The 23,600-nt window shown below is 72.7% G+C and carries 24 protein-coding genes; 11 read left to right on the top strand and 13 right to left on the bottom strand.

Going from position 1 to position 23,600, the window contains the following annotated elements:
* Positions 1-108 precede the first annotated feature (108 nt).
* The 6 genes from MKK55_RS25025 to MKK55_RS29120 form a co-directional block, all read right to left on the bottom strand.
* Positions 109-1,188 (bottom strand): glycosyltransferase family 61 protein, encoded by a 1,080-nt coding sequence (locus MKK55_RS25025; RefSeq protein ID WP_243938207.1) that lies wholly within the window; start codon positions 1,186-1,188, stop codon positions 109-111.
* A 42-nt stretch (positions 1,189-1,230) separates the two neighbouring features.
* Complete coding sequence (locus tag MKK55_RS25020) at positions 1,231-1,560, bottom strand: hypothetical protein (protein WP_147860202.1); 330 nt, start codon at positions 1,558-1,560, stop codon at positions 1,231-1,233.
* 177 nt (positions 1,561-1,737) lie between these two features.
* Positions 1,738-2,211: an SRPBCC family protein gene (locus MKK55_RS25015; protein ID WP_147729221.1), complete on the bottom strand. Its 474-nt coding sequence runs from the start codon at positions 2,209-2,211 to the stop codon at positions 1,738-1,740.
* Positions 2,212-2,357: 146 nt separating this feature from the next.
* Entirely contained in the window at positions 2,358-3,404 is a 1,047-nt protein-coding gene (locus MKK55_RS25010) for an aldo/keto reductase (protein WP_243938205.1), read from the bottom strand.
* Positions 3,405-3,701: 297 nt separating this feature from the next.
* A complete protein-coding gene (gene argE, locus MKK55_RS25005) occupies positions 3,702-4,868 on the bottom strand; it encodes an acetylornithine deacetylase (protein WP_243938203.1) in 1,167 nt (388 codons plus the stop codon).
* 102 nt (positions 4,869-4,970) lie between these two features.
* Positions 4,971-5,597: a CatB-related O-acetyltransferase gene (locus tag MKK55_RS29120; RefSeq protein WP_279596351.1), complete on the bottom strand. Its 627-nt coding sequence runs from the start codon at positions 5,595-5,597 to the stop codon at positions 4,971-4,973.
* A gap of 250 nt (positions 5,598-5,847) precedes the next feature.
* Between MKK55_RS29120 and MKK55_RS24995 the strand changes: the two genes are divergently transcribed.
* The gene (locus MKK55_RS24995; protein WP_243938201.1) at positions 5,848-6,171 is read left to right on the top strand and encodes a hypothetical protein; all 324 of its coding nucleotides are present in this window, start codon (positions 5,848-5,850) and stop codon (positions 6,169-6,171) included.
* Between the two features lie 72 nt (positions 6,172-6,243).
* On the opposite strand, the gene MKK55_RS24990 is transcribed toward MKK55_RS24995, so the two are convergent.
* Positions 6,244-6,498, bottom strand: coding sequence for a hypothetical protein (locus tag MKK55_RS24990; RefSeq protein WP_147729101.1), 255 nt, complete (start codon positions 6,496-6,498; stop codon positions 6,244-6,246).
* 313 nt (positions 6,499-6,811) lie between these two features.
* On the opposite strand from MKK55_RS24990, the gene MKK55_RS24985 reads away from it, so the two are divergent.
* The 5 genes from MKK55_RS24985 to MKK55_RS24965 all read left to right on the top strand — a co-directional run bounded on the left by MKK55_RS24985 (position 6,812) and on the right by MKK55_RS24965 (position 12,871).
* Complete coding sequence (locus MKK55_RS24985; protein WP_243938199.1) at positions 6,812-8,473, top strand: ABC transporter substrate-binding protein; 1,662 nt, start codon at positions 6,812-6,814, stop codon at positions 8,471-8,473.
* A gap of 253 nt (positions 8,474-8,726) precedes the next feature.
* Positions 8,727-9,701, top strand: a complete 975-nt coding sequence (locus tag MKK55_RS24980; protein ID WP_243938196.1) for an ABC transporter permease — start codon at positions 8,727-8,729, stop codon at positions 9,699-9,701.
* Between the two features lie 86 nt (positions 9,702-9,787).
* Complete coding sequence (locus MKK55_RS24975; protein ID WP_243938231.1) at positions 9,788-10,636, top strand: ABC transporter permease; 849 nt, start codon at positions 9,788-9,790, stop codon at positions 10,634-10,636.
* Between the two features lie 238 nt (positions 10,637-10,874).
* Positions 10,875-11,855, top strand: coding sequence for an ABC transporter ATP-binding protein (locus tag MKK55_RS24970; protein WP_243938194.1), 981 nt, complete (start codon positions 10,875-10,877; stop codon positions 11,853-11,855).
* A complete protein-coding gene (locus MKK55_RS24965; RefSeq protein ID WP_243938192.1) occupies positions 11,852-12,871 on the top strand; it encodes an ABC transporter ATP-binding protein in 1,020 nt (339 codons plus the stop codon). Before MKK55_RS24970 ends, MKK55_RS24965 begins: the two co-directional genes overlap by 4 nt.
* 486 nt (positions 12,872-13,357) lie before the next feature.
* On the opposite strand, the gene MKK55_RS24960 is transcribed toward MKK55_RS24965, so the two are convergent.
* A complete protein-coding gene (locus MKK55_RS24960; protein WP_243938190.1) occupies positions 13,358-14,047 on the bottom strand; it encodes a TetR/AcrR family transcriptional regulator in 690 nt (229 codons plus the stop codon).
* A gap of 266 nt (positions 14,048-14,313) precedes the next feature.
* A complete protein-coding gene (locus MKK55_RS24955) occupies positions 14,314-15,903 on the bottom strand; it encodes a glucan biosynthesis protein (protein WP_147863031.1) in 1,590 nt (529 codons plus the stop codon).
* A 238-nt stretch (positions 15,904-16,141) separates the two neighbouring features.
* Between MKK55_RS24955 and mdoH the strand changes: the two genes are divergently transcribed.
* A complete protein-coding gene (gene mdoH / locus MKK55_RS24950) occupies positions 16,142-18,103 on the top strand; it encodes a glucans biosynthesis glucosyltransferase MdoH (protein WP_243938188.1) in 1,962 nt (653 codons plus the stop codon).
* Positions 18,104-18,139: 36 nt separating this feature from the next.
* Here the strand turns inward: mdoH and MKK55_RS24945 are convergent, their stop codons facing one another.
* The gene (locus MKK55_RS24945; protein WP_243937204.1) at positions 18,140-18,640 is read right to left on the bottom strand and encodes a hypothetical protein; all 501 of its coding nucleotides are present in this window, start codon (positions 18,638-18,640) and stop codon (positions 18,140-18,142) included.
* Between the two features lie 141 nt (positions 18,641-18,781).
* Between MKK55_RS24945 and MKK55_RS24940 the strand changes: the two genes are divergently transcribed.
* The gene (locus tag MKK55_RS24940) at positions 18,782-19,009 is read left to right on the top strand and encodes a hypothetical protein (protein WP_147729635.1); all 228 of its coding nucleotides are present in this window, start codon (positions 18,782-18,784) and stop codon (positions 19,007-19,009) included.
* A gap of 197 nt (positions 19,010-19,206) precedes the next feature.
* The gene (locus MKK55_RS24935; RefSeq protein ID WP_243938186.1) at positions 19,207-19,737 is read left to right on the top strand and encodes a hypothetical protein; all 531 of its coding nucleotides are present in this window, start codon (positions 19,207-19,209) and stop codon (positions 19,735-19,737) included.
* A gap of 304 nt (positions 19,738-20,041) precedes the next feature.
* On the opposite strand, the gene MKK55_RS24930 is transcribed toward MKK55_RS24935, so the two are convergent.
* Both MKK55_RS24930 and zwf read right to left on the bottom strand, forming a co-directional pair.
* Positions 20,042-20,398 (bottom strand): hypothetical protein, encoded by a 357-nt coding sequence (locus tag MKK55_RS24930; RefSeq protein ID WP_243937208.1) that lies wholly within the window; start codon positions 20,396-20,398, stop codon positions 20,042-20,044.
* Positions 20,395-21,867, bottom strand: a complete 1,473-nt coding sequence (gene zwf, locus MKK55_RS24925; protein WP_147844613.1) for a glucose-6-phosphate dehydrogenase — start codon at positions 21,865-21,867, stop codon at positions 20,395-20,397. The genes MKK55_RS24930 and zwf overlap by 4 nt, the downstream gene beginning before the upstream one ends.
* A gap of 321 nt (positions 21,868-22,188) precedes the next feature.
* Here zwf and MKK55_RS24920 point away from each other — a divergent pair, with 321 nt between their 5' ends.
* Both MKK55_RS24920 and MKK55_RS24915 read left to right on the top strand, forming a co-directional pair.
* Positions 22,189-22,473, top strand: a complete 285-nt coding sequence (locus MKK55_RS24920) for a hypothetical protein (protein ID WP_147860344.1) — start codon at positions 22,189-22,191, stop codon at positions 22,471-22,473.
* 102 nt (positions 22,474-22,575) lie between these two features.
* On the top strand, positions 22,576-22,983 hold the full coding sequence (locus MKK55_RS24915) for a hypothetical protein (RefSeq protein WP_243938183.1): 408 nt from the start codon (positions 22,576-22,578) through the stop codon (positions 22,981-22,983).
* 39 nt (positions 22,984-23,022) lie between these two features.
* Here the strand turns inward: MKK55_RS24915 and MKK55_RS24910 are convergent, their stop codons facing one another.
* On the bottom strand, positions 23,023-23,484 hold the full coding sequence (locus MKK55_RS24910) for an Lrp/AsnC ligand binding domain-containing protein (RefSeq protein WP_243937212.1): 462 nt from the start codon (positions 23,482-23,484) through the stop codon (positions 23,023-23,025).
* Positions 23,485-23,600 lie beyond the last annotated feature (116 nt).

Below are 23,600 nucleotides of genomic sequence, written 5' to 3'. Positions count from 1 at the left end.
CCGTCCCATCGGCTGACGGCGGCCCCGTCGAAATCGGTGACTGCAGGCGCGTTCCAGTGCGGATGTGCCTGCTTCGGTTATCCGCGGTTCGGCGATGCGGCGCCACCTTCAGCCGGGTTTCCATCGCGCCAGCAGGCTCCGGCGCAACCGGCGCAGGCGTCCGGTGAGGCTTTGCCCGCGGCGCTCCGCCTCGGCCTCGACCTCGACATCGTAGCGCTCGATCCAGTCGATGTTCTCGGCGCGACGTGCCATCTGCTCGGCGACGCGACCAGGGTCGGGGATCTTCCAGCCGACCCCAAACCCATTCTCCGCGAAGGTCGTCGTGCCAGGTGTGAAGTAGTAGTGCGCGTGGTTCCTGTTGATGGCATCGAACAGGATGTAGTTTGCGTGCAGGTGCAGCATCCCCGACAAGGCGATGGTCCGCCGCGCCGGCGCCGAGAACGGCGCGGTATGGAAGGCCGAGCCAGTCAGCCCCATGACGACCCGTCTCTGGGCGAAGAGCTTGACCTGCTCGGCGAAGCTCATCGTCTCAGGGTACAAGATATCGACGCCCTGGCGCTCCAGCGCGGCCACAAGGTTGCTCTCGTTCACGAGGCGTTGAACCCCAGTCGGCAGGCGCGATTTCGACAAATAGGCCGGTCGCGTGACCGTATCGACCTCGGCTTCGGTCCAATGGCGACGCCCGATGGTGCGACACAGGTCGCCGAACACCGCGTGGGCGCTCTGCAAGCTCCGGAAGCTCGGCTCCGGGATTGCCACCCGCGGCAGCATGACGGGATCTGAGAAGCTCACCACCGCGTCGAGGGTCAAGTCGAGGCCGTCGAGCATCTCGGCGAGGAACGGGGGGCGCTCCCAGTACGACCGGCCATGCTCAGGCTGGCAGACGAGCCAAACCGGGCCCGGCTCCCGGCCGACCAGCGGCCACAGGCGCGAGAGGACGTCAACGATGAAATGCCCGTAATGTCCGGTCATTCCATCGATGAGGATGTACAATCCGTCCGACGCTGCTGGAAGCGTCCCGCCGCCATCTTCGTCGACCGCAGGGTCGTCGACCGCGACGACCCGGTGCGGCGACCCGCCGACGGCGGGGCGGTAGGTCATGGGCGCCAGCATGCGGAGGCTCGGATTCGCCGCAATCCGCTCGGTCTCGCCCCATATTGCGTTGATGCGTTGAATACGGGTCGCCATCGCCCGTTACATCCCCCGTCGCACCAATCATGTGCTTAGATCCTACGGGTAGCCGTAGCGGCTCTTGGCGGCGGCGAGCAGGTGCAGCGCCTCGCCGTCGCGGCCGGCGGCGCAGGCTGCCGAGGCATGGGCGAGGTCCGCGCTGAACCGGTCGCCGACCGGCTTGTTGAGGTTACCGGTGGCGACGTCGCTGTCGACCACGGCCTGGGTCCGGCCGATCGCCGGGCCGCAGCCGGAGCCCTGCGGCAGCACCACGGGGGCCGGCGCCGCCGCGACGGCGACGGCGGGCGCCGCGGCCTTCTGCTGGCAGCCGCCGAGCGCGGCGGCGGCGAGGAGGGCGGCGAGCGAAAATCCGGAAATCTTGGTCGGCACGGGCGGCTTTCCCTGACACGGCGCAGCTTGCGCCGGACGGTTTTTGACCCCGCGCCGCCGGGCGGTCAATCGTAGGCTTCGATTGCGGTGCTCGATCTGCGATCGCCGTTCGCGTGATCGCGGTTTCCCTCCCCCGCAGAGGGGGGAGGGAACAGCTCGTTCGTCGACCGAACCGGCCTACTTCGCCTTGTCGGCGATGGCCTTCAGGCCCGACTCGTAGATGCCGGAGATCGCGTCGGTGGCGACGGTGTCCGGGGCGCCCTTGGCGTTGAAGGTCCCGGTCCAGCTCAGCTTCGAGCCGGTGCCGTCCGGCGCCACCGAGAGCGTCGACTTGTAGTCGGAGACCGGCAGCGGGCCGGACAGGATCGTGTAGGTGTAGCTCATCACCTTGTCGTCGCGGGAGACCTGCTCCTCGACGAGGGTGCCGCCGCCCTTGAGCGAGAGGGTGCGGACCTTCATGCCGTCCTTCTCGGACAGCGCGCACTTCTCCACCGCCGGGTGCCAGTCGCCGATGCCGCAGAAGTCGCCGATGGCCTGCCAGACCTTGGCGGGCGGGGCAGCGACCGTGGCGGTCTTGGCGACGTCGATGGCGTAGCCCGGCACCGTGCCGGCGACGAGCGCGAGGACGGGCAGAGCGAGGGTCCGGATCATGATGGGCGTCTCCGACGATAGGCGGCGCGCGCCGGTATTCCCGGCGCCGGCCCTCTCAGGGGGCCCGCACGAGCTAGGCCTCGACCCCCGCCGTGGCAATGGCGGCCGGGATGCGGAGATCGCCGGCCGGCACCCATCGGTTCTCGCTAGCGCGCATTCCTGCGCCCGGCCTCGGCCAGCTGCTTGGCCCGCGCCCCCTGCGTTTCGAACATCCAGCCCGGGTATTCGCGCGGCAGCACGCTGACCGCGTCGAGGGCGTCGAGCTCGGGTTCGCTCAGCTCGATCTGCGTCGCGGCGATGTTGTCGTCGAGCTGGTCGAGGCGCTTGGCGCCGACGATGACGCTCGACACCACGCGCCGGTGCAGCAGCCACGCCAGCGCGATCTGCGCGATCGAGACGTTGCGGGCGGCCGCCATCGGCCGCATCGCGTCGATGCAGGATTCGGCGCGGCCGCGCTCCACCGGCGGGAAGTCGAAGGCGGCGCGCCGGCCCTCGCCGGCGGCGTCGCCGGAATACTTGCCCGAGAGCAGGCCGCCGGCGAGCGGGCTCCAGACCATCAGGCCGAGGCGCTCGCTCCGGAGCATCGGCACGATCTCGCGCTCGAGGTCGCGGCCGGCCAGCGTGTAGTAGGCCTGCAGGCTCTCGAAGCGGGCCAGCCCCTCGCGCTCGGAGATGCCGAGCGCCTTCACGATCTGCCAGGCCGCCCAGTTCGAGACGCCGACGTAGCGGACGTGGCCGTGCTGGACGAGGATGTCGAGCGCCCGCACCGTCTCCTCGATCGGGGTCGCCGGGTCGAAGCCGTGGATCTGGTAGAGGTCGATGTGGTCGAGCTGCAGCCGCTTCAGGCTGGCCTTCACCGCGTCGAGCAGATGCACCCGCGAGGCCCCGCGGCTGTTCGCGCCCGGCCCCGTCGGGCCGTAGGCCTTGGTCGCGACGACCACGTTCTCGCGCGGCACCTTGAGGGCCTTCAACGCCTGGCCGGTGATCTGCTCGGACAGGCCCTCGGCGTAGACGTCGGCGGTGTCGACGACATTGATCCCGGCATCGATCGCGCGGCCGACGAGGCGCTCGGCCTCCGCCTGGTCGAGCGCACCGATCTGCCGCCACATCCCTTCCCCGCCGCCGAAGGTCATCGTGCCGAGGCAGAGTTCCGAGACGAAGAGGCCGGTCCGGCCGAGCTTGTTCTGGCGCATGGGGGTGAATCCTATGAGGGGCGTGCCCTTCCCTCCCCCCTCTGCGGGGGAGGGTGGCCCGCGAAGCGGGTCGGGAGAGGGGAGCGACGATGCCTGAAAGGGCGCTCCCCTCTCCCGACCCTCGCTGACGCGAGGCCCACCCTCCCCCGTACCCAAGTCGGGCCTGCCCGACTTGGGCATACGGGGTGCGGATCTCGGGCAAGCCCGAGATCCGTCGGGGGGAGGGAAGGCGCGGCGGGCAAGGGACGGCGCATCGCTCGTCAGATAGGGCCGCCGCAGGCCGGGGCGAGCGGGCCGTCAGCCCTCGCAGCTCTCCGCGATCAGCCGGCGCACGAAGGCGGCGCAGGCGTCGAGCTCGGCGAGCGTGATGAATTCGTCGGCCTTGTGGGCGCGGGCGATCGAGCCCGGGCCGACCACCACCGCCGGCACGTCGCCGAGCGCCTGGAACAGCCCGCCCTCGGTGCCGAACGAGACCTTGGCGTGGCCGTTGCGGCCGGCGAGCCGCTTGGCCAGCGTCACCAGCGCGGAATCGGCCGCGGTCTCGAGGCCGGGATAATCGATCAGCGGGGCGACCGCGACGCCGCAGGCGGGATCGCGCGCGGCCATCTCCGCGGCGAGGGTCTCGGTTGCGAAGGCGATCGCGCGCCGGGCCAGCGCACCGGCATCGTCCGCGCCGATGGCCCGGAACTCGAAGTCGACGCTGCAGCGGTCCGGCACGATGTTGAGGGCGGTGCCGCCGTGGACGACGCTGCTGAGCCCGGTGGTGTGGGGCACGTCGTAGAGCGGATCGCGCGCGCCGGACGCCGCCAGCGCGTCGGCCATCTGCCTGACGTGGAGGATGAAGCGCGCGGCGTACTCGACCGCGTTGACGCCGGCCGGCGCCAGCGCCGAGTGGCAGGCCTTGCCGCGGAAGGTGACGCGGGCGGCGTGCTTGCCCTTGTGCCCGGTGACGACCGCCATCCCGGTCGGTTCGCCGACGAAGCATCCCAGCGGCGCGAGGCCCATCGCCCGCATCCGCGCGATCAGCGGGCGCACGCCGAGGCAGCCGACCTCCTCGTCGTAGGACAGGGCCAGGTGGAGCGGCCGGACGAGGGGCGCCGCCGCCATCTCCGGCAGGAGCGCGAGGCAGACGGCGACGAACCCCTTCATGTCCGAGGTGCCGCGCCCGTAGAGCCGGCCGTCGGCCTCGGTCAGCCGGAACGGGTCGTGGCTCCAGTCCTGGCCGGCCACCGGCACCACGTCGCTGTGCCCGGAGAGCACGTAGCCCGGCACGCCGGCCGGCCCGACCGTGATCCACAGGGCGGCCTTCTCCCCCGTCTCGTCCATCACCCGCTCGACCGCGGCGCCGTGCGTCTCCGCGAAATCCTGGACCCAGTCGACCAGCGGCAGGTTCGTCAGCGCGCTGGTGGTGTCGAACGCCACCAGCGTGGCGAGGATGTCCGTGGGCGTCGGTGCGGCTTGCATTCGGTCCTTCGTGCCGGGCTGCGGCGGCCGGGGGTGGTGCCGGGAGGGATAGCGAGAACCGGCCCCCGCGCGCAACGGCGCGGCTCGCACGCCGGCCGGCGCTCATCCGGCGGGTTTCGGCTTTCGCGGCCGGCGCGGGCGCTTCGGCGCGGCCTCGGCCCGGGCCAGGAACGCCGCGATGTCGGCGCCGAGGATCAGCGGCAGGTGGTCCGCGATCCGGGCGTCGTCCCAGGCCCACCAGCACACCTCCAGCAGGCGCGCGATGGTCTCCGGATCGAAGCGGTAGCGCAGGACGGTCGCCGGGTTCCCGGTGACGAGGGCGTAGGGCGGCACGTCGCGGCGCACCACCGCGCCCGCGCCGACCACGGCGCCGCTGCCGATGGTGACGCCCGACAGGATCGTGCTATTGGCCCCGAGCCAGACCTCGTCGCCGAGGACGACGTCGCCGCGGGTGGCGTGGTCGTGCGCGCCGGCCGCCGCGTTCGGCCAGAAGGCGGCGAGCGCCTGGAACGGGTAGGTGGTGACGAGGTCGGTGCGGTGGTTGCCGAGCGCGATGGTGACGTTCGGCCCGATCGAGCAGAACCGGCCGATGTGGAGCCGGGCCGATTCCGGCTCCAGCACCCGCGGATTGCCGTAGCTGTGCGCCCCCACGGTCCAGCCCCAGCGCGCGATGCCGCGGGCGAGGTGGAAGGCGGTGAGGTCGTCGAAGACCGGTTTGGGCTCGATCATGCGGCGGGGCTCCCCGTCGGCGCCGGCGGGTCGCGCCATGCCTTTCCCGTGCCTGCGATGCCTTTCTACCGTGTCCGCGATGCCTTCCCCCGTGTCAAAGCGCCGGGCGGCACGGGGGAGGATGGAAGGGGCGATCAGGGCCGCCGTGCGAGGCCGCCGGGGGCGGCCCGAACCTGCGGCTGCAGCGATCGATATTGAACAAGCCGGCCGCGACACCGTTGCTCCCGTATAGAAACCAGGAGGAAACTTGATGTCGTACAAGATTCTCGCGCTCGCCACCTGCCTGATCCTGCCGCTCGGCGGCACCGCCTTCGCCCAGACCGGCAGCCCGGGCGCCGGGCCCAGCGCGGGCGGCACCGTGAATTCGGGCAGCGGCGCGGGCACGGCGGGATCGACCGGCGGCACCATGAGCGGTTCGGGCACCATGGGCGGCTCGGGCACCATGGCCCCGGGCGCCAGTGCGCCGCCCCCCGGCGCCAGCGGCGGCCCCTCGACCAGCACCGCGGGCTCGCCCGCCGGCAGCGGCAGCGGAAACGGCACCACCGGCAGCGGTGCGGCGCCCAGCGGCCGCTGAAGGCCGCGCGGACCCTGATGGAGGCGGAGCGGGCCGGGCGGCCCGCTCCGCCTTTCGCGTTTCCGGCGCCATTCAGCCGCCCTGCAGGCTCTCCGCGAAGTCCTCGGGCACCTCGCCGAAGCTCGCCAGGATCGTCGCGCTTTCCAGCTCGCCGGTCTCGTCGTCGGCCACCACCTTCAGCGCCGCGGTGCCGGGCATCCGCCCGGACATGGCTTCCGCCTTCTTCAGCGCCCCGCTCTCGGTCGGCGCCACCTCGCGGTCGCCGGGCACCAGGCGCTTGCGCTTGACCACGAAGGTCTGGACCACGAACGTCGTCTTCATACCCATTGCGCGTGTCCTTGACCGGTGTGGCGCGAGCCTGGCCCACGATCCTCGGATCGCGAAACCGGGTCGCACGTCTTGTGGGGTCGCATCGTCACACGCGAGACGGCATCCGCCCCGCCTGAAAACGCTCCGACCCGAGGATTGGCACGATTGACGCTAGAGCCTGTCCCGTGATCGATGGATCACGAAACAGGCTCTATCCAGGGTGCGGGATCGCATTGTCTTCACGCGAGCCGGACGCCGCCTCGCTCGAAAATGCTCTCGCGCCGTCGATGCGCCACCCTCGCGTGCCCGCTCCTTCTACACGGAACCGTCGATGATCGAGACGCGCCGCCGTCCGTGCCGGACCTTGTCGCGCGCCGTCCTGTGCGGATGGGCGCTGGCATCCGCGGGCGGGCCGCTGGGCGCCGCGGCGCGCGACCTGCGCATCGGCCTCGCCGCGGAAGCCACGTCGATCGACCCGCATTTCCACAACCTCGGCCCCAACAACGCGCTGCGGCGCCACATCTTCGAGGGCCTGGTCACCACCGACCCCGCGATGACGGTGCTGCCCGCGCTGGCGCTCGCCTGGACGGCCGACGACGCGCATACCTGGACGTTCAGGCTGCGCCCGAACGTCACCTTCTCGGACGGCACGCCGTTCACCGCCAACGACGTGATCTACACCTTCTGCCGCATCCCGCTGGTGGAGAACTCGCCCTCCTCCTTCGCCACCTTCGTCCGGCCGTTCGAGAGCGTCACCGCGCCCGATCCGCTCACCGTGGTGATCAGGACCGCCGAGCCGCTGCCGCTGCTGCCGACCAACATCACCGCGCTCGGCATGCTCAGCGCCAAGGCCTCGGGCGCGCCCGGCCCGGTCACCTTCGCCAAGGGCGGGTGCGCCGGCATGGGCACGCCGCCGAAATCCACCGATTTCGGCAACCCCAAGGTCGCCGTCGGCACCGGCCCCTATGCGCTCAAGGAGTACGTGCGCGGCACCCAGGTCGTGCTGGCCCGGAACCCGACCTACTGGGGCGCGGCGCCCGCCTTCGACACGGTGACGATGAAGCCGATCGTCTCCACCGGCCCGCGGGTGGCGGCGCTGCTCGCCGGCGACGCGGACCTGATCGAGAACCCGGCGATCCAGGACCTGCCGCGGATCGAGGCGGCGGGCTTCACCGTCGCCAAGGGCCTGTCGAACCGCATCATCTACATCCACCTCGACCAGTTCGACGGCCCGGGCTGGAAGACGCCGACGATCCGCGGCACCGACAAGGCTGCGCCGCCGGACAAGAACCCGCTGCTCGACCGGCGCGTGCGCGAGGCTTTGTCCAAGGCGATCGACCGCAAGGCCGTCGTCGAGCGGGTGATGGGCGGGGTGGCGCAGGGCGCGGGCGAGCTGCTGCCGTTCCCGCTGGCCGGCACGACCAAGGACTTCCCCGTCGTCGCCTACGATCCGAAGGCGGCTAAGGACCTTCTGGCCCAGGCCGGCTACCCGAACGGCTTCGAGATCACGCTCGGCACGCCGAACGACCGCTACATCAACGACGAGAAGATCGCGCAGGCGGTGGCCCAGATGTGGAGCCGGATCGGCGTGAAGACGAGCCTCGACGCCGCGACCGCGTCGACCTTCTTCACCCGGCGCAACACCTTCTCGTTCTCGGCCTACCTCGCCGGCTGGGGCGCCGATTCCGGCGAGATGTCGAACTCGCTGAATTCGCTGCTGCTGTGCTTCGATCCCGAATCCGGCCGCGGCTTCACCAACCGTGGCCGCTACTGCAACCGCGAGGTCGATCGCCTCACCATCGAGGCGATGCGCACCTTCGACGAGAATGAGCGCTCCGCCCTGCTGCGCCGGGCCTCCGCGCTCGCCATGGCGGACTACCCGCTGATCCCGCTCCACTTCGAGGTCACCCCCTGGGCCACGGTGAAGGGCCTGCGCTACACGCCGCGGATCGACCAGTACACGCTGGCGATGGACGTCGCGGTGGTGAAGTGAGGGATCGGGATTTCCAGGCACCGGGCATCCCCTCTCCCCGCACGCGGGGAGAGGGCCGCGAGGACCGCGTCGTCGGCGCGGCGAGGCGGCAGCCGACGGTGAGGGGGCTTCGACGGCGGAGCCTCGTCGGTTCGCGTCCCCTCACCATCGCTCCGGCTTCGCCTGCGCTTCCCGGCTGCACGACGGGGTGCAGCCGGGCCTCTCCCCGCGTGCGGGGAGAGGGGACTCGCGCCCCGTTCGGCGGCGTACCTGCATGCTGACCTACCTGATCCAGCGCTTCGGCCAGGCGCTCGTCACCGTCGCGGCGATGGCGACGCTGGTGTTCGTCGGCGTCTACGCCATCGCCGATCCGATCGACATGCTGGCCGCGCCCGACGCGACGCCGGACGAGCGCGCCGCCATCGGTGCCCGGCTCGGGCTCGACCGGTCGCTGCCGGTGCAGTTCGGCACCTTCGCCTGGCGCGCGCTGCACGGGGATCTCGGGCGCTCGTTCGTCTACAACGAGCCCGCCCTATCGGTGATCCTGCAGCGCCTGCCGGCGACGCTGGAGCTGGCGCTCACCGCCCTGGTGCTCGCGGTCGCGGTCGGCCTGCCGCTCGGGCTCTGGGCCGGCCTCAAGCCGAGCTCGGGCACCGGCCGAACGATCATGACCGGCTCGATCCTGGCGTTCTCGCTGCCGAGCTTCTGGCAGGGCCTGATGCTGGTGCTGGTCTTCGCCGTGACGCTCGGCTGGTTTCCGGCCGGCGGCCGCGGCGAGACCGTCAACGTGCTCGGCATCGAGACCGGGCTCCTGACGCTCGACGGCCTGCGCCACCTCGTGCTGCCGGCGGTGAACCTGGCGCTGTTCAAGCTCGCGGTGGTGATCCGGCTGGCGCGCGCCGGCACCCGCGAGGCGATGCTGCAGGACTACGTGCGCTTCGCCCGCGCCAAGGGGCTGTCGCCGGCCCGCATCGTCGGCGTGCACGTCCTGAAGAACATCCTGCTTCCGGTGATCACCGTGATCGGCCTCGAGCTCGGCTCGATGATCGCCTTCGCCGTCGTCACCGAGACGGTGTTCGCCTGGCCCAGCATCGGCAAGCTCCTGATCGACTCGATCAACCGGCTCGATCGCCCGGTCATCGTCGCCTACCTGATGCTGACCGTGTGCCTGTTCGTGGTCATCAACCTGATCGTCGACCTGATCTACGCCGCCCTCGACCCGCGGGTCCGCCTGTCGGAGGCCGCGTGAGCACGGGCGAGACGCTCCCAACGGCCGGCGGGCCGCCCGCCGCGCGGCCGGTCGCCGCCGCGGCCGAGCCGGTCTGGCGGGCGCACGTGCGTGCGTTCGTCCGCAGCCCCGGCGCGGCGCTCGGCTTGGCGGCCCTGGTGCTGACGGTCCTCGCCGCCTGCCTCGCCCCCTGGATCGCGCCGCAGGACCCCTACGACCTCGCCAACCTCGACGTGATGGACGGCACCCTGCCCCCCGGCAGCCGCAGCGTCTCCGGGATGCTGTACGCGCTCGGCACCGACGCGCAGGGGCGCGACATGCTCTCGGCCATCCTCTACGGCCTGCGCGTCTCCCTCGTCGTCAGCCTCTCGGCGACCCTGGTCGCGGCGACGCTCGGCTCCACGATCGGCGTGCTCGCGGCCAACGCCGGCGGCCGGGTCGATGCCGTGCTGATGCGGCTCGCCGACCTGCAGCTCTCGTTCCCGGCGATCCTGATCGCGCTGGTGCTGCTCGCCGCCTTCGGCCGCGGCGTGGACAAGGTGGTGATCGCCCTGATCGCCGTGCAATGGGCCTACTACGCCCGCGCCATCCGGGCGACCGCCCTGGTCGAGCGCCGGCGCGAGTACATGGAGGCCGCCCGCGCGCTCGCGCTGCCGCGCCGCAGCCTGATCTTCCGCCACCTGCTGCCGAACTGCTCGGCCCCGGTGATCGTGGTGGCGACGATGCAGGTGGCGCACGCCATCGCGCTCGAGGCGACCTTGTCCTTCCTCGGCGTCGGCGTGCCGGTGACCGAGCCCTCCCTCGGGCTGCTGATCAAGAACGGCTACGACTACCTGCTCTCGGGCAAGTACTGGATCTCGACCTTCCCCGGCCTGGCGCTGGTGGCGGTCATCGTCGCGATCAACCTCGTCGGCGACCGGCTGCGCGACGTGCTGAATCCGAGGTTTTCGGATTGATGGCCTCCGGGACCGGCCGAAGAAATCCGTCCGTGCACATCCCTTCCGGCCCCGGCGGGCGATCGCGGTCACATGTTTCGCCACGCATTCCCGAGGTGGCGCGGGTTCCCTCTTCCGTTCGGGAGAGGGGGCCGCGTGGTGCTTCGCGCAATCCGTCCGTCTGCCGACGCGCGGGCATGCGCGCCTCCGCAAGCCCGCAGAGGGGGGAGGCAAGCGGCGTCGGGCAGGGGAATGCGCCATGACCGCCCCCGTCCTCGCCCTCGAAGACCTCAGCGTGAGCTTCAAGGCCGGCGGGCGCGAGCACGTCGCCGTCGACCGGGTGAGCCTCACCGTGGGCCGCGGCGAGGTGCTGGGGCTCGTCGGCGAATCCGGCTCGGGCAAGTCGGTGACCGGGCTCGCGCTGATGGGGCTGATCGAGGCGCCCGGCCGGGTCTCGGGCGGCCGGATCCTGCTCGAGGGCCGCGACATCGCCGGTCTGCCGGAGGCCGAGCTCCGGCCGCTGCGCGGCAGGCGGATGGCGATGATCTTCCAGGACCCGATGACCACCCTGAACCCGGTGCTGCGGGTCGAGACCCAGGTGGTCGAGGCGATCCGCGCGCACGAGCGCGTCGGGGCGGCGGCCGCCCGGGCGCGGGCGCGCGAGGCCCTGGTCAAGGTCGGGATCCCGGCACCCGACGCGCGCCTGCGCGCCTATCCGCACCAGCTCTCGGGCGGGATGCGCCAGCGCATCGCCATCGCCATCGCGCTGCTGCACGCGCCGGCCCTGCTCATCGCCGACGAGCCGACGACGGCCCTCGACGTGACGATCCAGGCGCAGATCCTGGCCGAGGCGCAGGCGCTCTGCGCCGAGATGGGCACCGCCCTGATCTGGATCACCCACGACCTCGCGGTGGTGGCCGGGCTCGGCGACAGGCTCTGCGTGATGTATGCCGGCCGCATCGTCGAGGCCGGGCCGGTGGCCGACGTCATCGAGGCGCCGCTGCATCCCTACAGCGCCGGGCTGGTCGCCTCCGCCCCGAGCCGCAACGCCCGCGGCGTGCCGCTGGCGCAGATCCCCGGCATGGCGCCCGCGCTGACGGACCGCCCGCCGGGCTGCGCCTTCGCCCCGCGCTGCGCCTGCGCCACGCCGGACTGCGCCGCGCCGCCGCCGACCGCGCGCGCCGAGCCGTCGCGGTTCGCCCTCTGCCGCCATCCCCTCCAGCCGGCGCGTTTCACGTGAAACCTTTGGTCAGCCTCGAGGGCGTCTCGAAGCGGTTCGGGTCGAGCCCGTCGCTGGCCGCCCGGCTCGCCGGGTTGCTGGGCGAGCGCCGGCCGCCGAGCGCGGTGCAGGCGGTGACCGAGGTCGACCTCGCGATCGGGGCCGGCGAGGTGGTCGGGCTCGTCGGCGAATCCGGCTGCGGGAAATCCACCCTGGCCCGGCTCGCGGCCGGCCTCCACGCCCCGAGCCGGGGCCGGGTGCTGCGGGACGGGCGCGACCTTGCCGGGTCGAGCGCCGCGGAGCGCCGCGCGGCCGCGCTGTCCGTCCAGATGATCTTCCAGGACGCCACCGCGTCCCTCAACCCGCGCCTGCGGGTGCTCGACATCGTCGGCGAGGCCCCCGTCGCCCACGGCCTCGTCGCGGCCCGCGACAAGCGCGCCTACGTGGCCGACCAGCTCGCCCGGGTCAGCCTCGGGGCCGACGCGATGGCGCGCTACCCGCACCAGTTCTCCGGCGGCCAGCGCGCCCGCATCGGCATCGCGCGGGCTCTGGCGGTGAAGCCGCGGATGCTGGTCTGCGACGAGTCGGTGGCGGCGCTCGACGTCTCGATCCAGGCGCAGGTGCTGAACCTGTTCCTGGAGCTGCGCCGCGACCTCGGCCTGACCTACCTGTTCGTCAGCCACGACCTCGGGGTGATCGCCCACGTCGCCTCGCGCGTGGCGGTGATGTATCTCGGCCGCCTCGTCGAGGTGGCGCCGGCCGAGACCCTGTTCTGCGCCCCCGCCCACCCCTACACGATCAGCCTGCTCGCCCAGACGCCGAAGCTGGTGCCGGGCAAGCGCCGGTTCCAGGCGCTCCCCGGGGAGCCGCCGTCCCCGCTCGCGCCCCCGCCCGGCTGCCCGTTCCACCCGCGCTGCCCGGCCGCGATCGCCGTCTGCCGCACCGAGCTTCCGCTGCGCCGCTCGGTGGGGCCGGAGCATGAGGTGGCGTGCCACCGGGACCGCGGCGAGCTCGGGGCGGGCGACCGCACGGCGTGAGATGTCGGCGGATGGCCTTCATGACGATGGCCTGCATCCGGCCCATGCCGCGCCTGCGGACGGCCGTCGATGTCCCCCGAGAGCGGTCGTCCATCGGCCGCCCGGCACCTTCGCCTCGGGGCCGCGTCCACACCCCGGCCACGAGGTTCGGACCCTACGGTTCTGTTGTGCCGGTTTCGAGGAAACCCGCACAACGCATGCCGGCCGATGAGAGCGCGACCCAGTCACGTGCAAATTGCCTTCGCCGATCTGATCGCGAAGGCATTCGATGCGGAGTTCGACGCCGCGTATCCGGAGAATGGACGCTTCGCGAAGCGCGCGCGCCGTGACCGGGCGGCGTTCCGATAGGGACGATGCGATCGCGCCGCTTCGCCAGCGTGGTCGGGTTCGCGGATCCCCGCTTCAGCCGGAGGCGGCGCGGGTCCCCTCGTCCCGTTCGGGAGAGGGGGCCGAGTCGGCGATGCGAACGATCCGTTCGAACCTGTGTCAGCCCGGCTCCGCCGACCCGCGCAGCGCTGCCGCGTGGATCGCCCGGAACAGCGTCGGCGCGCCGCGCATGAACACGAGCACGTCGTCGGCGAGGATCGGGCCGACGTCGTCGGGGGTCGGCAGGTTGTACACGTACTTGCGCACCGCGATGTAGAACACCTTGCCGTGCAGCGCCCAGACCGCCTCGATCTCGCGCTCCTGGAACGGCAGCACCTCGGGCGGCGCGAGGCCGAATTCGACCCGCAACTCGGCGCAGACGGGCAGGATCAGCGCCTCGCGCAGGATGGCGAGGTAGCGCGGGGTGATGTCGACCGAGCGCAGGCCGGCGAACACGAAGATCCGCACCCACTCGTAGTCGAAGATCCGGGCGGCGTATTCCTGGTAGAACCGCACCAGCCGCGCCTCCAACGGAAGGCGGCGGTCCCGCACCATCGGGCCCCAATCCGGGTTCCAGCGCGCGACGAAGACCCGGTCGTAGACCCGCTCGATCAGCGCCTCCTTGGTTGGGAAGTAGCGGAAGATCGCCGAGTGGGTGATGCCCATCCGCGCGGCGAGCTCGCGGGTCTGGCCGCCGAAGCCCTGCTCGGCGAAGAAGCGGGTCGCCGCCTCGACGATCTGCCGCTCGCGCTCGGCACCCGGCAGGTGGCGGCGGCGGCGCGGCGGCCCTTCGGAATCGTCCCCGTCCACGCTGGCTCCGCCCTTCCTCCCCCGCGTCGGTCCCCATCCGCCGAACGTTGTCGCGACGAGACGTCAAGGTTTGACGGGTCGGCGCGCCGAGGGCAACCTGGGGTGAACACCGATGCCGAGGCGCAGGCGGCCGCGCCTCCCCCCGGCCCCGCACGGATCCGGGGCCTGCCCGCGCTCCGGGCGCGCCCGCCGAGGTCGGGAGGGCCCGCCTCCGGTGAAGCGAGGGCGAAGGGAGGCCTTTCCGGGGTTCGCCCGCCCGCGCGCGCCTACGCCGCCGCGTCCCAGGTCTCGCTGATGCGGCGTCCGGCCCGGGTGAGGTGGGCACGCAGCACCACGTCGCCCGGGGGCATCGCGGCGGGGGGGCGCCACTCGACGTAGATGCGCCAGCCCCCGGTCTGCGGCACCGGCGCGGCGACGGGATCGTGCATCGTGCCGGCGCTGGCCGAGACGATCGCGGCGACGCCCGCCCCCTCGGCGTCGAGGGCGCCCTGCGGCAGGTCCGGCCCCGCGAAGTCGATGCAGTACAGCCGCCGGCCGGGGATCGGCGGGTCGACCGGGCGCAGGCGGTCGGGCGAGCCGATGCGGGTCGAGATCACGCGGGCGAGGGTGCCGGGCAGCGCCGGCACCGGCTCGGCTCCCACCGTGGTGAGCCCGTAGGCGAGCGCGATCGGGTGGCCGGGGCGGACGGGCGCGTCCGGCACGAAGGCCGCCACGATGTTGTCCATGTACTCCTCGACCGAGGGGATCTCGAACAGCTGCACCTGGCCGGCCGCGAACGCGTCGCCGGCCCGCGGCGAGGCGCCGGCCGCGACCATCTCGGGCTTCGTCGCGGGGGCGGCGGGCTCGACCCACAGGCCGGGCCGGGCCTCCTGCCGCGCCTCGACGTCGAGGTAGGCGGCAAAGGTCCGCTCGCGCTGCATCAGCCCGAAGCCGGAGAGCGGCGCCGCGCGGAAGGCGGAGATCTGCGGGCTCGGGCGGCCGTTGACCAGCGGGCGCCACAGCCGGTCGGCGCCGGAGCGCACCACCAGCCCGTCGGAATCGTGCACCTGCGGCCGGAAGTCGTCGAAGGGCCTGGCGCCGCGCGCGCCCGGCCCGTTCTGGCCGTGCAGGAACATGCTGGTGAGCGGGGCCAGCCCGAGCTGGGGAATGTCCTTCCGCGGGTGGAGCGCGGCGGTGACCTGGATGTGCGCCGGGTCGCCCGGCGCGATCTCGAAGCGGTAGGCGCCGGACAGGCTCGGGCTGTCGAGGAGCGAGAGCACGGTGATCGTCTTCGCATCGTCCTCCGGCTCGCAGATCCAGTGGGCGGTGAAGTCGGGAAACTCCTCGCCCGCGGCCGAGCCGGTGCCGATCGCCGCGCCGCGCGCCGAGAGCCCGTATTCCTGGCCCTCGCCGCGCAGGCGGAAGTACGACGCGCCGAGGAACACCAGGAACTCCTCCTGGAAGCCGCGCGGGCGGCCGGGCGGGGTCTCGGTGGCGGCGAAGTGCAGTCGGAAGCCGGCAAAGCCGAGCGTCGTCGGGAAGCTCTGGCCGTCGAGCGCCCGGCCCAGCTCGAACAGGCCGGGCTCGTAGGCGACGGCCTGGGCCGGCCCGGCCTTCGGCTGCAGGTACAGCGCGCAACGCTTGCGCTGCAGGAAGCCGCGGTGGAACAGCTGCGCGCTGAAGTGCCGCCCGAGGCGCAGGGCCGCCGCCGGGCGGAAGACGATGGCGCGGTACTGGTCGTAGGTCAGCCCGGCGAGGGCGCCCGGCAGGTCCTCGGGCGGCGCGACGTAGGGCGCGCCGGCCAGCCGCTCGGCCATCGCGGACACCGTGGCGAAGGTGGTCGGCCCGTCCGTCACCGCTTGCCGCTCCTGCGCCATCGTTCGGGCCTCATTCAGATCGATGACGCTAGGAACGACGCTGCCGACCATCGCGGTCAGGGCCGTGCGGAGAACGCGGCGGCGGGAGGGGGACAAGCTGGCGGCCGATCGCGGGGAGGCCTCGGGGCTTCCTCGCGCCGGCAGGCCCGGCCCCGGCCCGTCGCCCCGGCCCTCGCCGGCGCCGCGCTGCGGCCCCGCCTCCGGCGGGTGGTCCTCACCTTCGAGTTCGATGCGCTCCATGCCCGCCACGCGCCCCATTCCGTCCACGAAAGTGCCGGCCTCCCACGCCGACGGGCGCCCTGTCGAGAGGTGCGCGGCCGAAACCTGGCAGCGCGCCGGGCGCATCGGCTCGCTGGGCGGGCGGCGGCTGGCGCTCGCGGTGCCGTCGCTCGCCACCGGCGCGGCGCTCGCGTGGCTGGCGGCCGTCGCCTACCCGGTCCCGGCCGACCCGACCGGCGCCTGGCTCGCCCGCACCGTGCTGGTCCTGTTCGCGGTGGTGATGACCTGGCAGTCGTTCGTGGCGTGGCAGTACCTCTACGGCCTGATCGCCGCCGGCCTCGGCGCGCGGGCGAAATCCGCCCTGGAGCGCCGCTCGGAGACGGTGCCGGCGCAGGCGTCGGGCCTGTCGCGCACGGCGGCCGTGGTGGCGATCCATGCCGAGGACCCGGTGGCGGTGTTCGCGGCGCTGCGGGTGATGGCGCGCTCGCTCGCCCGCGACGCCGCGCGGGACGGTGCCCAGGACGAGTCCCTCGGCGGCGACATCGACCTCTTCGTCCTCTCCGACACCCGCGACGGCGCGATCGCGGCGGTGGAGGAGCACGAGTTCGCCCGGATCCAGGCCTGGCGCGAGACCGCCGGCCCCGGCATCCCGCGGATTCGCTATCGCCGCCGCACCGAGAACATCGGGCGCAAGGCCGGCAACATCGCCGAGTTCACCAGGACCTACGGCGACCAGTACGACTTCATGATCGTGCTCGACGCCGACAGCCTGATGACCGGCGCCACGATGCGCCGCCTCGCCCGGCTGATGGAGGAGAGCCCGGCGACCGGCCTGATCCAGACCGTGTCCTACGCCGCCGGCCGCGACACGCTGTTCGCCCGCATCCAGCAGTTCGCGGTGCGGCTCTACGCGCCGCTGGCCCTGCGCTGCCTCGAGACCTGGCAGGGGCCGGACGGGAGCTACTGGGGCCACAACGCGATCCTGCGGATCGCGGCGTTCGCCGACCACGCCCAGTTGCCGGTGCTGCCGGGCAGGGCGCCCCTGGGCGGCGAGATCCTGTGCCACGACATCGTCGAGGGCGGGATGCTGGCCCGTGCCGGCTGGGAGGTCCGCCTGCTGCCGGAGATGGACGGCACCTGGGAGGAGATGCCGACGAACCTCGTCGACCTCCTCGGGCGCGAGCGCCGCTGGTGCCAGGGCAACATGCAGCACCTGCGCGTCCTGCCCTGGCCGGGCCTGCGCGCGGCGAGCCGCTGGCACCTCGCCGTCGGCATCGTCTCCTACGGGGTGCTGCCCCTGTGGATCGCCTACCTCGTCGCGGGGGCATGGCTGGCCGCGCGCACCGGCGAGCTCGGCCTGCTCGGCTACGGGCTGACCGGCACCGGCGCCGCCGCGCACGGGCTCGCCGCGCTCACCCTCACGGTGCTGGCCCTGCCGAAGCTCCTGAGCCTCGGCCACGTGCTCGCCTCCAAGGCGCGGCGCGACGCCTTCGGCGGCACCCGCTCGCTGCTGGCGAGCGCGGCGCTCGAGCAGGGCATCTGGGTGCTGCTCTGGCCGGTGATGACGCTGTTCACCGCCGGCGCGGTGATCTCGACCTTCTTCGGCCGGGTGGTGCGCTGGGACGCCCAGGCCCGCGACGACCGCAAGGTGAGCTGGGCGGAAGCCTGCCGCCTGCAGGCCGACGCCCTCGTGGTCGGCGCGCTCGCCGGCCTCGCGCTGGCGCTGGTCGGCGACCCGTGGCTCGCCCTGTGGCTGTCGCCGGTGGTGATCGCGCTGCTGACGAGCCCGGCCCAGAGCGTGCTGACCAGCCGGGCCGATCTCGGCCGGGCGGCCCGCGCCCGCGGCCTGTTCCTCACCGTCGACGACACCGCCCAGGCGCCCGAGCTCGCCGACCTCGCCGGGAGCCGCGCCCTGCCGCCGCCCAAGCGCGCCCCCGTGCTGCGCGGGCCGCTCTGGGTCCCGGCCGCCGACGAGGCGTGACGCCGGACGGGGGCCGGGGCGGGCGTGCTGCGGACCCTATCCGCGCGCCGCCGTCTGCCCGACGGGCGCCCGCCGCATCAGCCGCGGGCGCCAGACGCCGAGCACCACGTTGGCGGTGGCGACGACCAGCAGCAGCCACAGGGTGTTGCGCTCCGGCCCGAGCGTCTGGGCCAGCGTCGCCGGGTCGAGGCGGCCGGCCAAGGCCTCGGCGCTCAAGTCGGCCTCCTGCCGCATCGGCCCCTGGACGTAGACGAGGCCGCCCTCGAACATCAGCACGCCGGTGGCGAGCTTCGCCCAGGCCCAGGCCGCCCGGTGGAAGGCGCGCTGCGCCAGGGCGAGGAGGCCGGCCAGCAGCGTCAGCGCCAGCGCGGGCAGGAAGATCCAGGTGGCGACCGCGCCCATCGCGCCGCGCATCAGCGCGTATCCGGCCCGGTCGGCTGGCGGCGGCACGAACGCGAACAGCACGAGCAGGCAGGCCAACGCCCCCATCAGCCCGACCGCGCCCATCGTGTGCAGGAACTTCAGGAGGCGTCGCACGGCGTTCCATCCTCCCTCGGGGCCGAGGCTCATGAGCCGCGGCGGCGACAGGGTAGACCGGGAATCGGGATCGCGCACGCGACACGCCGTCCCGGCCCCCGGCGGCAGGCAACGGACGGCCCGCTCACGGGTTGGCCCGGCATGACGAGCATCGCCATCATGATCGGAACGCCGACGGGCTCGAAGCTCCTGGCCGCGGCGAGCGAGCGGCAGGCCGCCCTGTCGGCCGAGCGGATCATCCTGCGCTGCCCGCGTGCCGCCCTGCCGGTGCCGCTCTGGGTCCAGTGCGCCGACCCGGCGATCTCAGCCCGGCTCACCACCTATCTCGGCGGCCTCCAGGCCGAGTTGATCGGCGTCCCGGCGGCCTGACGCCGGGCGGCGGGGCGGATCGAGATCCGGTTCGCGCACGCGACGGTGCCGCGAACCGGTGCGGCGATCTCCGCCAGGCTCTTGCGTTTCCCGATTCGCTCGGGCCGGTGGCCATGACGGGTTCGGTGGCGAGCCTTGCGGCATGCAAGCCTTGCCGGTTGCGCGGCCTCGGCCCGAAGACCTATCCGGAATGGGCCATGGCCTATTTCGACCACGTGATCGATGGCGTGAGGCTCGACCTTGCCCAGCTGGAGCCACGCCGTCTGACGTTCTTCGTCGACAAGATCGGCCGTGCGCTGTCGATCGAGGTACGCTTCTCGAATCACTGCTTCACCGTCGGTTTCGACGACGAACGTCACGACCGCCAGCACCCGATCTGGGACCATCGGAGCCGTCGCGCATACGATCCCGCGCGGCACGAACTCTCCCGCCGATTGCCGGCCATCGTCGACGCTTTGCCGGGTGCCTCGGTCTACAAGACGCCGACGGATCGGAACTACGTCTATCTCGCCAACGTCGTGCTGGCCGATGGCGCGTGCTATCCGATGTACTTCAGCCTCCGCCGGGCGGCGGCCGGGCATCGGCAGCAACTGCTCATCGTCGTCGAGAGCGCGTACCCGGTGCAGGATCGGCGGCGGGTGCTGGCCGGCACGACCAAGATCAGCTTCGCGGTCCTGTGCGCGAAGGTGTACCAGGGTGATCGGGTGCGGCCCCGGGCGCGGCGCTGAGGCATTCTCAAGCGCGGTGGAGCCCGGCTCGCATGAGGAAGATGCGATCTCACGACAGGACCGCGCCCTTTCCGGCGGGCCGGCATCCACGGTTCGGGACGGCTCCGGACGTGAAAGGCCCCTCGCTCACGGGGAGGAGGGGCCATCACTCGCCGGGACACTTGGCTATCTCGCGTTGCGCGTGGACCGACTGCGGTTGCCCGTCGTCGGCGGCCTGGGGCTATCGCGGCAAGCCGCTCAGGCGATCCGTCCCCAGGCACGGAATAAGGCACGCGCAGGCCGGAATTTCAAGGTTTCCTCCCCCTCAAGGTCCCTCGCGGCCCTCCTGCAGCCGCTCGACGCAACGGTAGCCGACGAAGCATTGCCGCTCGTCGCGGGTGGCCTCGTAATCGGGCCGCGTCGTCTCCTCGATGGTGCAGAAGCCGCCGTCGCGCACGATCCGCAGGTAGGTGATCGGGCCGGTGCTCATCACCACGGCGCCTGCGCGGGCGACGAGGCCCGCGGCGGCGGCGCAGGTGAGCGCGCGGGTGTCGGGCCGTCCCCCGCCCCCGCTCGGCGCATCATCCTGCCCCGTCGCCGGCCCCTGCGCCCGGGCCGGGTGGGCGAGGCAGGCGAGCGTCAGGGCGAGGGCGAGCCGGCGCCGGGCGGCGGGTGCGGTCACCGCAGCTCCTCGTGCCAGGTGCGCCCGTCGCGCTCGATCAGGGCAATGGCGGCGGTGGGGCCCCAGCTGCCGGCCGGGTAGGCGCGCGGCGGCTCGCGGCGGTCGGCCCAGGCCTTGAGCAGGCTGTCGGCCCAGGCCCAGGCGACCTCGACCTCGTCGCGGCGCATGAACAGGGTGGCGTTGCCGCGCACCACGTCCATCAGCAGGCGCTCGTAGGCGTCGGGATAGCGCTGCTTGAAGGTCTCCTCGAACGAGATGTCGAGGTTGGTCGGCCGCAGGCGCATGCCGCCGGGGCCGGGATCCTTGGTCATCACCTCGAGCTTCATGCCCTCCTGCGGCTGCAGGCGGATGACGAGGCGGTTGGGCTCGCGCCCGAACGATTCCTCCGGGAAGATCGAGAACGGCGCGGCGCGGAACTGCACCACGATCTCGGACAGCTTCTGCGGCAGCCGCTTGCCGGTGCGCAGGTAGAACGGCACGCCGGCCCAGCGCCAGGACTGGACCTCGACCTTGCAGGCGACGAAGGTCTCGGTGCGGCTGTCGTGCCCGAGCTCGTTGAGGTAGCCCTCCACCGGCTTGCCGTCGACGGCGCCCTGGACGTACTGGCCGCGCACCGTCACGTGCTGCACGTCGCCCGCGGTGATCGGCTTGAGGGCGCGCAGCACCTTCAGCTTCTCGTCGCGCACCGAGTTGGCGTCGAGGTTGAGCGGGCTCTCCATCGCGGTGAGGCAGAGCAGCTGCAGGATGTGGTTCTGCAGCATGTCGCGCAGGGCGCCGGACGTGTCGTAGTAGCCGGCCCGGCCCTCGACCCCGACGGTCTCGGCCACCGTGATCTGGACGTGGTCGATCACGTCGGCCGTCCAGAGCCGGTCGAAGATCGTGTTGGCGAAGCGCAGCGCCAGCAGGTTCTGCACCGTCTCCTTGCCGAGGTAGTGGTCGATCCGGAAGATCTGCTCCTCGGGAAACACCTCGCCGACCGCGTCGTTGATCGCGCGGGCCGAGGTCAGGTCCTTGCCGATCGGCTTCTCGAGCACGACGCGGGATTTCGGGCCGACGAGGCCGAACTTGGCGAGGTTCCGGCAGATCGAGCCGTAGAGGTCGGGCGAGGTGGCGAGGTAGAACGGGCGCACCTGGTCCGGCCGCTCGTCGAGCTTGGCCACGAGCTCGGTCCAGCCGTCGTCGCCGGCGCCGTCGACCGCGACGTAGTCGAGATGGTCGAGGAAGGCGGCGAGCGTCTCCGGGTCGAGGTCGTCGGGGGCCACGAAGCGCTTCAGCGCGTCCTGCGTGCGGGCGCGGAACGCCTCGACCGCGAGCTCGGAGCGCGAGGCGCCGATGATCCGCGAGGTGGCCGGGATCTGGCCGTCCTTGTAGCGGTGGTACAGGGCCGGCAGCAGCTTGCGGGTGGTGAGGTCGCCGGTCGCGCCGAACACGACGTAGTCGAAGGAGGCGACGGGAATGATGGTGGCCAAGGGCTGCTCCCGGTTCGATGCGGCGGCGTGGCGGTCCGCCGGCGGGCGGCTCGCGCCGCCGGCCCGATCACACCCCGCGGCTTAGGCCTTTGCAATTGCTTCGCCAAGGTTCGCGACGGCTTCGCCGAGGAGCGGCCGAGAGGAGCGGCCGAGAGGGGCGGCCGAGAAGGGCGGCGAAGCGGCGGGCGAGGACGGATGCGGCGGGTCCGGTGCCGTTAAGCACGTCGCTTAGCGAGATCTTCAAATGGGACCATCATCCTCACGATGTCGCCGCCGGTCTTCGCGCGGTCGCACGCGGGTCTCCGGGAGGTCGGTCCGGCCATGCAGCAGGGTTACGAGCGGTTCGATCGCGACGCGGACTGGGAGGACGCGCGGCCCCGCCGCCGGAGCGCGATCGGGCGGGTGTTCGGGCTGCTCAAGCTCGTGCTGTTCCTCGCCCCGATCGCGCTGTTCGCGGCGAGCTACCTCGTGACCGATTGCGGGTCGCGCTCGGGCGGCGGCCTCGGCCAGCTGCTCAAGGCCGGCGCCTGCGCCCGCAACGAGATGCTGAACCGCGCCCTGTCCCTGCCGGACGACCTCGGCACCCTGCGCCGCGCGATGAACTGACCGCGCGCCGCGCACGGGACGGCCTCGGACGAGGCGACGCCCCCCGAGACACCCGCCCCGACGACGCGACCCGCGCCGCCCGCCCTTTCGAACGAGCCGACCATGCACGCCCCGCCCCCCGGAACCGACGCGCAGCCCACCCTCACCGAGGCGGAGGCGGCCCGCGCCCGCCTCGACCGGATCGCCCGCACCGCGCAGGAGCCGGTGCGCCCGACGCCCGAGGGGGCCCGCGCCGCGGACGCCCTGCGCCGGCGCCGGCACGGCGCGGGCCGGCGCGAGGGCTTCCGCCTCGGCTGGGGCGGCTGGCTCGTGGTCGAGCTCGTGGCCATCGCCGCCATCGCCGGCATCTACCTGGCCTGGCCGCCGACCGCCGCCTGCCGCGAGCAGGAGGCGACGTTGGGCTTCTTCGCCGGCGACACCCTCGGCAAATGCATCCGCCGCGGCGTCGCCGCCCGCATCGACGACGTCGACCAGCGCCTCAAGATGGCGGTGCGCCATTCGGGGCATTGACGCGCCCGAGGCTCCGCCTTCGCGGCACCCGGTCGCGGCTCACACGGGCAGCGGGCTGTCCGTCTTGACCTCCTCCATCACCGCGTAGGTGCGCGTCTCCTTCACGCCGGGCAGGTCGACCATGACCTGCCCGAGGAAGCGGCGGTAGGCGGCCATGTCCTTCACCCGGGCCTTGAGCAGGTAGTCGAAGCCGCCGGCCACCATGTGGCATTCCAGGATCTCCGGCACGCGGCGGACCTCCTGCGAGAAGCGGTCGAACACCGCGCCGGTGGTCTTGTCGAGCAGCACCTCGATGAACACCAGCAATCCCAGATCGAGCATCGCCGGATCGAGGCGGGCACCGTAGCCGGTGATGTAGCCCGCGCGGGTCAGCCGCTTCAGGCGCTCGGCCGTGGCGGTGGGCGAGAGCCTGAGCCGCTCGGCGAGGTCGACGGTGGCGATGCGCCCGTCCTGCTGCAGGATGCGCAGGATGGCGGCATCGGTAGAATCGGTGGTCTTCACGCGCAGAACGCCATTCCGATGGGGAATCCGCCGGTCTTCGACGCGACCCACGGATTTTAGCACCGCGCCGCCGCGGCTACAAAATGGTCCGTGCCCGGCCGGCGGCCGGCGGCGGA

It is taken from the genome of Methylobacterium sp. J-059 (assembly GCF_022829485.1).
In the GTDB taxonomy this organism is placed as follows: domain Bacteria; phylum Pseudomonadota; class Alphaproteobacteria; order Rhizobiales; family Beijerinckiaceae; genus Methylobacterium.
Note: the sequence above shows the minus strand (reverse complement) of the source record. Positions and strands in the feature narration are given on the sequence as shown.